This is a genomic window from Candidatus Zixiibacteriota bacterium (assembly GCA_022865345.1).
Classification (GTDB): domain Bacteria; phylum Zixibacteria; class MSB-5A5; order MSB-5A5; family RBG-16-43-9; genus RBG-16-43-9.
On record JALHSU010000137.1, the window covers coordinates 17005 to 28219 of the forward strand.

Below are 11215 nucleotides of genomic sequence, written 5' to 3' on the forward strand. Positions count from 1 at the left end.
GATATTTTGCTCGATAAATCGAGCAACTACATTCCCTTTTTGTCTTCTATAGTCGCCCAATGGATGCTTTGAACTCATCCCCTCCCCCTTCTCTTAAAAAGAGAAGGGGGAAAAATCCCTCTCTTCTTAAGAGAGGGATTTAGGGTGAGTTATTTAATCGTCCGTAGGGCGGCTACCCGTTTTATAAACCTGAAGGTTTATACTCCAGACTTTTTTGGCTCGACCAAGGTGACACCCTCAAACTGATTTGAGGGTGTGTTTCTCGCAAATTAGAGTCTTCCACCCTTTGTTCAGCGACCTTAAAAGGGTCGCACTACGAAAAACTCTCTTTACCCTTACTTCTTCTGTGGTTTGAAATCTGCTGTCACCACCACTATGGAGTCATCCCCTCCAAAAGGGCTGGGCACGTATTTATGAGCCGCAGGATCGTTGTGCCAGTTGCCATCAACAAAGTATTTAAACTTGTATTCCCCTGGCTTTAAAGCCAAAGAAATTTTCCAGACCCCTTTGATCTTTTTCATGGGATGGCTTTTCTGGTCCCATTTGTTGAAATCTCCTGCCAGAAAAACCTTTTTGGCATCTGGCCGGTCCAGGCTGAAAGTCGCCTTCTTGGTTCTGGGATTCAGGTCTATCATCTTATACCTCCTTGTATTTTTGTGTTTTTCTTTTCAATGTAGGGGAAACCTTCAGGTCTCCAGTTTTTATGTAGCGGAGACCTTCAGGTCTCCAGTTTTATTAAGTTAAGCGATGGAAGGCTAAAGTCTTCGCCAGGATCCTACGGACAAAACCTTGACGGCCTTCCGCTACAAAAATTTCTTTAGTTTTCTTTAGCGACTAATATAATTTAAAGCCTACTCAAAAACAATATTTTTTTTTCAAGCGACCCTATAGGGCTTGATAAATCAAGCCCTTACAGAGCGTAAACGTAGGGGTTCGATTTATCGAACCCTATATTGTCATTCTGACCCCGCACTTGGCGGGGGAAGAATCTCCATTACAATCAAAAAGTTTCTTCGTTCCGCACTGGGCAGAAACCAGAATGACAGGGTTAGCTTTTTCAAACGACCTAAAATCATCGCGCCGCGATTTTTCAGGCGACCCTGTCCTACGGATCAGTAAATAGGAAAAGGGTCGCACTACGAAAAAAACATTAATTCTTTATCCCCAAAACCTTAAAGATAAAAGCATATTCCAAAGCTATATCTTTCAGATAGTCATAACGACCTGAAGAGCCCCCGTGTCCTGCGCCCATATTGATTTTGAGCAGAAGCAGGTTATCATCAGTTTTCAATGCCCTGAGCTTAGCAGTCCATTTGGAAGGCTCCCAGTATGACACTCTGGGGTCATTCAGGCTGGTGGTGATTAGTATATTCGGATAGGCCTTTGCCTGGATATTGTCGTAAGGCGAGTAAGGCCTCATATACTCGTAATATTCTTTCTCCTGCGGGTTTCCCCACTCCTCGTATTCGATTACCGTTAAAGGTAAAGACGGGTCAAGCATGGTGTTGATCAGATCCACAAAGGGAACGTCAGCTATAACTGCCTTGAACAGATCAGGCCGCATATTGGTTACTGCTCCCATCAAAAGCCCTCCCGCACTTCCGCCATTGATCACCAGGTCGTCCTTGGAAGTATACTTCTCAGCAATCAGATGCTCGGCGCACGCGATGAAATCGGTAAAGGTATTCTTTTTGTTTAAGAGTTTCCCCTGTTCATACCAGTATCTTCCCATCTCTCCTCCACCCCGGACCTGAGCAATCGCATAGATAAATCCCCGATCAAGAAGGCTTAACCGGTTGGAGGAAAAATAAGACTCTGAGCTTATCCCGTAAGCGCCATATCCATACAGGAACAAGGGATTCTTTCCATTTCTTGCCATCCCTTTTTTGTAAACCAGAGAGATGGGTACCAGAGTGCCATCCGAAGCTTTAACAAAAACTCTTTCTGACTGGTACAAAGAAGGATTATATCCTCCAAGCACCTCATCCTGCTTTTTCAATTCACGGGTTCTTTTGTCCATATCATAATCGAATACCGATCTTGGAGTAATCAGGGAGGTATAGTCAAATCGAAGCAGGTTCGTGTTGAAATCAGGGTTTCTCTCTGGCCAGAAAGTATAAACCGGTTCTGGAAAATCGACATAGTGGACTTGATTGTCGGTCAGATTGGTAATACGGATTTTTTTCAGCCCTCTTTCCCGTTCGTAGACCACTAAGTGATTTTTGAAAACCTCGATATTGTCAAGCTTCACTGAATCAGCAGGAGGGATGACCTCCTTCCAGTTCTCTTTTGAAGGATTGTCAATCGGAGCTTCAATCAGTTTGAAGTTTTTCGCATTGTCATTGGTCAGGATGTAGAATTTATCCCCGTGCTGCTCGACTGAATACTCCATTTCATGCTGACGGGGCTGAATTATCTTAAAATCCCCGTCCGGATGAGAGGCATCCAGATACCAGTCCTCAGAAGTGGTCTCGCTTTCCAGAACCATGAAAAGGTAAGCTTTGCTTTTCGATTTCTTCAGGTCCAGATTGAAGGCTTCGTCTTTTTCATGATAGACTAAAGCATCATTTTTCGGATCAGTGTCCAAGGTGTGCCTGTAAAGCTTATAAGGGCGTTTAGCCTCATCCAATGTATTGTAGTAGACGGTTTTGTTGTCATTTGCCCATTCTGCAGAATAAGAAGTATTCGGGATAACGTCAGCCAGCACCTTACCTGTGTTAAGGTCTTTGAAATAAAGGGTAAAATCCTCCGCTCCGGTTGTATCTATGGAGTAGGCTAAAAGCTGATGATCAGGGTTTACCTTGTAAACTCCAACGTCGAGATAGTTATGCCCTTTGGCAAGCTCATTCGCATCCAGCAAAATCTCTTCCTTGGCATCCAGGCTTCCTTTTTTTCTGCAGTAAATCTTGTACTGTTTTCCCTTTTCCTCGCGGGTATAATAGAAATAATCATCTATCTTTTCCGGAACAGAAAGGTCAGTCTCCTTTATCCGGCTCAGCATCTCCAGGTATAGTTTTTCCTGTAATTTCTCAGTAGGCTTCATCACCGTTTCGGTATATTTGTTCTCTGCCTGGAGGTATTTGATAACCTCAGGATTATTCTTATCCCTGAGCCAGAAGTAGTTGTCAACCCGAATATCCCCGAATGACGTGTCAACCTTAGGAATCTTTTCAGCAATAGCCGGAGAGACATTTTGAGCGACTGCGGTTGTGCAGTACCAGGAAAAGAGAAGACTGAATAAAACTACCCACACCAGCCCCGAAGACAATTTTCTTTTTAGAAACATTTTGAACACTCCTTCGTGTGATTTTCTTCTGCCTTGTCGCTACGGGAATTGGATTTCCCATACCAACTAATGGATATAATTCCCAAATGAACTGAGAAGTATACCTTTTTAAAGTTGTTAGGTTCTATTTCGGTTAACAATATCTACTCAGAATCGCTCTCAGTAATCCTCCGATAATCTTTTCCAACTTTTATGCTAAATTTCATTGTTATTATGATAAAAACTATATTAATCACAAATAAAAATAGAAGTCGGTAGATATCAATTCTTTTTTGGTTCATAATTAGAGATAAATCCATAACTAAAGAAATTAAAAATAGTAAGATGAGAATGACAGGGGGAAAAAGTAGTAGTAACAAACGTCCCTCACCAAACTTCGGAAGTATCCCAAATGTTTTTCTCATCCGTTTTCTTTCCTCAGAAAGAAAATCCTCAAATAGCAAAATATCTCTATTGCCAATCAGTTTTTTAATTCTCGGTCGAAGTTCTCTATTTAGATATCTTGCTAATCTGACAATGTTTATGTCGTGGGTAGAGAAAGACCAAGATAGAGAATAGAACGGCAGAGGAGCGAGTAACAAAAAATAAAGAACCGAAATACTGCTATCTAAAGCGTAACCTAAGTTTAGAAAACTTACCCCAGCAGTGACTATTATTCCTATCAAAAGAATTTGGTAATTTAAAAGACTTTGTTGGTAATCAACTCGCTTTGAAATCTGTCCTGATAGATTTTTGTACTCTTCTAAATGTATGCCCAACTCACTCAGTTGGTTTTTTTCCTTTTCACCTTCCACCTGATCGTCGTTCTGTCTCATAGTTATTAATCCTTAATTTATAAAAGAGGATAGGGGCACGGCATGCCGTGCCCCTACCATTTATTTTAAATTAACTTCCCATAAACCTTAATCACATCTCCGTTGATAGATTTTGCCTCTTCCGAGCAGAGGAAGAGAATCGTATTCGCCACGTCCTCTGGCTCGACCCATTTGGATGGGTCTGGCTTAGTGATGGATTTGAGGTTTGCCTCTGTTTTCACTAGGCTCAATGCCACTGCATTTACGTTTATTCCTGAATCTTTTACCTCTTTCGCCAGAGTCTCAGTCAAGGTAATCAAAGCTGACTTTGAGGCAGAATACGCACCCGCACCAGCGACCGGCTCCAAAGCCATTTTTGCCGAGATATTCACGATCTTACCATAATTTTGTTTCAGCATATAAGGTATAACGAATTTCGAGCACAAGAAAGCAGATTTCAGATTCAGATTGAAAAGGAAATCCCAGGTTTTCTCTTCGAGGTCAACGATATGAGCAGAGGGAGCAAATCCACCCACACCATTAACAAGAATATCAATCTTGCCAAACCTCTGAAACGTTTCCTCCATAAGCTGGCGTACCTGTTCAGCAATCGTGACATCAACTTTTTTCCCGGAAAGATTTTGTCTGAATTCTGAGAGCTTTGACAAAACCTCATTGAATTCCTCTTCCCTTTTACAGGTGACTATGACTTTTGCACCCTCGGAAAGGAAAGTTTTTGTGATAACCCTGCCGATGGCACCGGTTCCGCCGGTGATAATGGCGATTTTATCTTTTAATTTCATTTTTTCCTTCCCTCCCTCGTAAGGAGGGTGAGATTTTGTGTCCCCCCTCACCCTATCCCTCTCCCACCAGGGGAGAGGGAATTTATCTCTTTGCTCGATGAATCGAGCGACTACAATCATAGTTTTGCGGGGCTGGGAGCCCCGTATACGAGAATTAAAGGTGTTTAATCCTCGTGGGTCGGGCACCCTTGCCCGACTATCCTTCTATTTTTTTTTCGAAGACCTCATTTATCAGACTTGCCTACACGGGTAGCATTCCATAAGAGGGAGATTATTATAGCAAAACAGACCAGGGCTAACCAGTGTCCGAAATTACCGGAAAGGCTCACTGCTTCATGCGATTCGTAAAATGTCGCATAAGCCGGGATTAAGGCAATTAAAAAAGCTATCAGAACACCAACTAAAGCATCACCTGCTACCAATCCTGAGCCGAAGAGGATTCCGTTTGCCTCTCTGGCTTTGAACTTTTCTTCTTTTGATAATTTCTGGGCTATCAAAGCAATAATCCCTCCAGCCATAATCGGAGTGGAAAGGTCTAAGGGTAAATATAGACCTATAGCAAAAGGCAGGGACGATACCCCTAAAAGCTCAACTGCAAAAGCTATCATCGCACCTGCGATTATATAAAGCCAGGGAATCCCCCCCGTCATCACCCCCTGAACCACAGTAGCCATCACATTAGCCTGAGGAGCTAAAAGGGGTACCGGATGAGCATCGCTTTTGACAAATCCAAAAGCAGCATTTAGAAGAAAAACTGTAAACCCCATAAAGATAGCCGGGAAAATCAATCCCACAAACTCCATCAACTGCTGGCTTTTCGGAGTTGAGCCCAAGAGATAACCGGTTTTTAAATCCTGAGCAATATCCCCGGACATACATACCGCTATGCAGACTACCGTCCCTATGGACATAACTGAGATCATTCCCCTAAATCCGGATACGCCAAAGGAAAGAAGGATTAAACTGGTGACTAAAATTGTAGCTAAAGTCATTCCAGAGACCGGAGAAGAGGAACTACCCACAATCCCCACAATTCTGGCTGCCACGGCTACAAAGAAGAAGCCAAAGAGTATTACTAAGAGTGTACCTAAGAGATGAAGCTCTGTACCCGGATAGATCCAGATTAGTAAAGCTACTAAAAGTGCACCGAACAAAACCACGTACATCGGTAGATCTTGATCAGTTCTGAGCTTCTTTGGTTGGTCGGATTTATTTTGAGTGAGCTCTCTTACCCCACCCGCAAAAGAATGAACGATTGCCGGAATAGCTTTGGCTAAGCTGACAAAACCTCCTAATGCTACTGCTCCCACTCCTAAATATTTTATGAAATTCCCTCTGATCTCAGCAGGGGTCATCTCGGTAATCAGTTTGGTTGCAGGAGGAATAATTCCAGGCATATAATTACCCAGGTAGGCAATCAAAGGAGCTATACCCAGATAACCTAATACTGCGCCTGCCAACATAAGGGCGGAAGTTCGCGGACCTATGATAAAACCCACCCCTAATAGGGCTGGGGTAGCATCGATTCCCACATTGGCTCCTTTAAGGAAAGGAAGGTTATAATTGGGAGTCTCAGGCCAGAGCCTGATACCACCCATTAAAGCCTTATATAAAGCCGAAAATCCTATACCGAAAAATACAGTCCTGGCTTTACTTCCTCCTACATCCCCGGCTTTTAAAATCTCCGCACAGGCAGTCCCTTCAGGAAATCTCAGCCTGCCGTGCTCTCTGACTATCAGATATTTTCTCAAAGGGATCATAAACAGTATACCTAAAGTTCCTCCTAAGATGGATAAGAAGATTATATCTAAATTTGAAATCGGATGAGAGAAACCAGAAAGTGTTTCATTCCAGATGAAGAAAGCTGGGATGGTAAAGATAATTCCTGCGGCTAAGGATTCTCCAGAGGAACCAATGGTCTGGACAATATTATTCTCTAAGACAGTTCCGGTTTTGAAAATTCCCCTTAAAACTGCCATTGAGATAACTGCTGCAGGAATGGACGCAGAAACCGTCATTCCCACTTTTAAACCTAAATAAGCATTGGCAACCCCAAATACAACCGCGATGATTGCACCTAAGATCACAGCGCGGAGGGTTATCTCTGGAATATTTTCATGCGCCTTAATATAAGGCTCAAACTGGATCTGTTCCGCCCCTTTTTGCTCTGGAGTTTTCATATTCCTCCTCTTGGTTAGATTTTGAAAGAAACGTTTTCAACAATTGACCAAAGCTAATATTATGAAACTTAAGAGTCAAGTTTTTTTAAGAAGAAAAAAGTGGGGGCGTATTGCAATACGCCCCTACCGCGCAATTGTGAACTTTCTTATGCGGTCGTCCAAATGGATGTGAAACTTGCCAGGTCAGGGGACCCGGCAAGCACTGGTTTTTCATTGTGGATGTACGCGAAGTAGTTGCTCGATTTATCGAGTCCAAATGGACCCAATGAATTGGGCAACTACCTTCAACCATCCTCGTCTCTCGCTCAGGGCGGATGTTATCATCCGCCCATTAGTCTGTCCGAGAGACGGATCCATAGGACTGGATGATAACATCCAGCAGGAGAAAAGTAAGGGTTCAAAATTTTGAACCCCTACTCTGGTTCGCTCTTCGTTGGTCAGGAGACCAACGAAGAGAAATAAGGTAAAGCTAAAGCTTTACGCTCCAAATATTCAAACACAACTTTCTCCTTGCTTTCTTTAAGAGAAAACATAAATTCCTGAAAGAGTGTACCTCTGAAGGAGATGATTTATGGTTCGCAAAGCATACAGGTTTTCTTTTTGGTTAATTTTTCTCTTATTTCTTCTCTCGGCTGCGATTTTCGCTCAGGATAAAGGTAAAAAAAGTATGAACGATTACCTTGCCTTTAATCATTATATAAACGGCACCTTGTTTGAGCTTAAAGGGGATTTAAAATCAGCTATCCGGGAATATAATGAAGGTCTGAAATTTGCTCCGGATTCCTATACTTTGAGGATGTCACTGGCCGAAGATTATTTCCAGACCGGAGACTACGAATCTGCTTTAAAAGAAGCTTCCAAAATCGAGCCCCAGACAGCCGAGGTCTGGGCTTTTTTGGGTGACTGTTACCGGAGCCTGAATAAAAAAGACGAAGCAGTTGCTGCTTATTTCAGGGCAGTTCAATCTGATACAACTTTAGTTGCACCTTATTTCTATTTAGCTCAGGTCTGGCAGCAGGAAGATAAATTAGATTCTGCCGTCTATGCCTGGAGAAAAATCTCCTCAGCCTCACCCTTAAACCCTGGAGTATATTTGAACCTGGGTTTTCTCCTGGAGCTTCAGGGCAAACTGGACGAGGCGATTGCCGAGTATAAACAGGCTTTAAACCTGAATCCGGATAACAAGCAGACTCTTTTATCCTTAGGCCGGGTGTATGAGACAAAAAAAGATTTCTCCCAGGCAATAGGGATATATGAGAAAATCCTTGCCCAGGATACGACCGATCTGGTCATCCGTTCCAAATTGGCCCAGCTTTATTTTAACACCGGAGAAAAAGATAAAGCTCTGGCTGAGGGTTTGAACCTTTATCAGCAGCGCCCGGATGATAAAAATGTCAAAAAACTTTTAGGCGGAATTTATCTCTCCCTGAAAAAATATCCCCAGGCAGAAACCCTTTTCTCCGATTACATCAAGGCTGATTCGACTGACCCCAGCGGATTTCTCTTCTTAGGAAGAGCATATTTGGAGGATAAAAATTATTCCCTGGCAAAACTTATGCTCCAGAAAGCTATAGACCTGGACGATTCCCTGCAGGAAGCCTGGGTAAACCTGGGAATGACTTATTTAGAGGAAGACAGTCTCTCTCCTGCAAAAGAGGTCTTCACCCAGGCACTACCTAAAGCTCAGAGAAAAGATGAAATCTATTACTTTTTAGGCGTAGTCTCTTCACGGCAGAAAGAGTTTTCCCAGGCGATCGAGGTTCTGCTTGAGGCTGACTCTCTAAGTCCGAACAATGTTCAAATTCTTTTCCTCTTAGCTTCAGATTATGAGCAGAGCGGAGATTTTGACCAGGCGGTCTCTACTTTTGAAAAGGTTTTATCTATAGAACTGGAAAACGATGAGGCTTTGAATTACTTAGGATATATGTTAGCGGACAAAGGGGTGAGGTTAGACGAATCTCAGAAGATGATTGAAAAGGCACTGGAGAAACAGCCTGAAAATGGCGCTTATCTGGATAGTTACGGCTGGGTTCTGTTCAGGCAGGGAAAATTAAAAGAGGCAGAATCAGAGATAAGAAAAGCCTTGAAGACCAGGATTAAGGATGCGGTGATTTACGACCACTTAGGTGACATATTGGATGCCTCTGGCAAAAAAGAAGAGGCAAAAACTGAATGGAAAAAAGCTTTAGAGCTTGACCCACAGAATGAGAAGATAAAAGAGAAATTGGGAAAGTAAATTCTCTCTGTAGTTGCCCAATTCATTGGGCATTAATTAGCTCGATAAATCGAGCAACTACACTCAATTTAAAAAAGAAGAAACAATGTAAACCTAAAGGTTTATACTCCATAATTCTCTAACTAGATATGAAAAAGAAATTCTGGATCGGATTAATTTTCTTTAGCTTGATTATTATTTTTATAATCAACTGTGCCAAAAGGGAATTCCCGTCTGGTGGGCCGATGGACGTGACCCCACCGCAAATCTTAGAGGTCTTCCCTGCTAACAACTCATTGAATGTCGACCTTTCTACCAAAATCACCATCACTTTTAGCAAACCGATGGATAAAGTGAAAACTGAGCAATCGATTTTTATCACTCCTGTGCCTGAAGCTCCTTTTAAATTCAGATGGAAGAAAAATAGTTTGACCCTGGAACCGTCAAAACCCCTGGAAAAAGACAAAACCTATGTGATAAACATAGGAACTAATGCCCAGGATATGCACAATAACAAGCTGGAGAAAAGTTACAGCTTCGCTTTTTCCACCGGGCAAAAGTTGGATTCCGGCTCAATTTCAGGCAGAGCCTTTTTTCAATCTAAAGCAGAAAAAGGAGTAAGCATCTGGACCTATCCACTTTCAAAAAGCAAAGACCCTAATCCGGAAGTGGATAAACCGGAATATGCAACCCTTTCAGATCAGAATGGGGAATATACTCTGAGTCATCTGGCAAACGACTTATACAGGCTGTTTGCAGTTAAAGATTTGAATAATGACCTTTTATGGGAACCGGACAAGGAACCTCTTGGCGTCACCACAAAAGATTTAAACCTGATCCAGGATAGTTTATCATTTTCGAATATCGATTTTGAGCTGGTTTTAAGAGATACCACCGCTCCACAATTAGTCGGTTGCCAGAGCCTGGACAGAAGAGATGTCAGGTTGGAATTTGATGAGCCAATGTCTACACAAAGATTATATGAAAGGCAGAACTATAAGATTCTGTCAGACTCTATTCCCGGAGAATCCTTGAGTGTAGAGCTGGTGTATACAAAAGGGGAGGATTATCAAAAAGTTTATCTTGTAACTGAGGAGATGTCCAAGAGAAAATACAAAGTCAGTATCCAGAATCTCACAGACTTATTCGGTAATAAGCTTGATCAGAAATTCAGTGAGTGGGTTTTTGAAGGGTCTGAATCTGCGGACAAGTCCCCCTTGAAGTTAGTCTCTACTTATCCCACGGCTGGAGATGCTAATATACCTTTGGATGACCAAATCAAACTTTTCTTTGAAAAGCCACCTGAGACAACATCCTTTGAAAAAGGTTTCCTCCTGCAGGACACTACAGGTCAAAAAGTCGAAGGAAATCTTCTCTGGAAAACCCCAACCAGTCTTTTCTTCTCACCATCCAAGACTCTTCGGGGCAAGATGAAATATCAGTTGACCATGGAAAAGGTAGCTGACCTGTGGGGAAATGCTTTGGCGGATACCAGTTTTAAACTTGGTTTCATCATAGTAGACCCGGATACCTTAAGTTCGCTCTCTGGAAGAGTTGAAAATCTAAGCCAGAACAAAGGAGAAATAGTAATCGATCTGAAAAAACTGGAAAAGCCAGAGTTGAGCTATGAAAAAAAGCTGAAAGAATCAGGAGATTTCAAATTTGAAAGTGTTTTTCCTGGAAAATATAACTTAAAAGCCTATTTAGACTTAAATGGCAACGGGATTCTTGATTTAGGCAAACCTCTCCCCTTTGAGCCAGCCGAACCAGAAATCTTCTACCCGGACACCCTGAACCTCCGCCCCAGATGGGAGACTGAGGGGGTCATTCTAAAATTCAGATAGCCAAAAAAATCTACCTTTTTTCCTTGACAAAGGGTTATTTTGGGTTATTTTTTAATAGTAGATTTGGTTTTTACTTAACTTGAATTTTCGTCT

8 protein-coding genes are annotated in these 11215 nt (G+C 42.3%); 3 read left to right on the plus strand and 5 right to left on the minus strand.

Annotated elements, in window-relative coordinates:
* Window positions 1–335 precede the first annotated feature (335 nt).
* The 5 genes from MUP17_06460 to MUP17_06480 all read right to left on the minus strand — a co-directional run bounded on the left by MUP17_06460 (window position 336) and on the right by MUP17_06480 (window position 7063).
* Window positions 336–635, minus strand: coding sequence for an isoamylase early set domain-containing protein (locus tag MUP17_06460; protein MCJ7458614.1), 300 nt, complete (start codon window positions 633–635; stop codon window positions 336–338).
* Between the two features lie 515 nt (window positions 636–1150).
* A complete protein-coding gene (locus tag MUP17_06465) occupies window positions 1151–3286 on the minus strand; it encodes a S9 family peptidase (GenBank protein MCJ7458615.1) in 2136 nt (711 codons plus the stop codon).
* Between the two features lie 143 nt (window positions 3287–3429).
* Window positions 3430–4101: a hypothetical protein gene (locus tag MUP17_06470; protein MCJ7458616.1), complete on the minus strand. Its 672-nt coding sequence runs from the start codon at window positions 4099–4101 to the stop codon at window positions 3430–3432.
* Window positions 4102–4166: 65 nt separating this feature from the next.
* Entirely contained in the window at window positions 4167–4883 is a 717-nt protein-coding gene (locus MUP17_06475) for an SDR family oxidoreductase (GenBank protein MCJ7458617.1), read from the minus strand.
* A 224-nt stretch (window positions 4884–5107) separates the two neighbouring features.
* Window positions 5108–7063, minus strand: coding sequence for an oligopeptide transporter, OPT family (locus tag MUP17_06480; GenBank protein ID MCJ7458618.1), 1956 nt, complete (start codon window positions 7061–7063; stop codon window positions 5108–5110).
* Between the two features lie 256 nt (window positions 7064–7319).
* On the opposite strand from MUP17_06480, the gene MUP17_06485 reads away from it, so the two are divergent.
* The 3 genes from MUP17_06485 (at window position 7320) to MUP17_06495 (ending at window position 11122) form a co-directional block, all read left to right on the plus strand.
* The gene (locus MUP17_06485; GenBank protein ID MCJ7458619.1) at window positions 7320–7472 is read left to right on the plus strand and encodes a hypothetical protein; all 153 of its coding nucleotides are present in this window, start codon (window positions 7320–7322) and stop codon (window positions 7470–7472) included.
* Between the two features lie 162 nt (window positions 7473–7634).
* On the plus strand, window positions 7635–9299 hold the full coding sequence (locus MUP17_06490; GenBank protein MCJ7458620.1) for a tetratricopeptide repeat protein: 1665 nt from the start codon (window positions 7635–7637) through the stop codon (window positions 9297–9299).
* A gap of 128 nt (window positions 9300–9427) precedes the next feature.
* Complete coding sequence (locus tag MUP17_06495) at window positions 9428–11122, plus strand: Ig-like domain-containing protein (GenBank protein ID MCJ7458621.1); 1695 nt, start codon at window positions 9428–9430, stop codon at window positions 11120–11122.
* The last annotated feature ends 93 nt before the right edge of the window (window positions 11123–11215 follow it).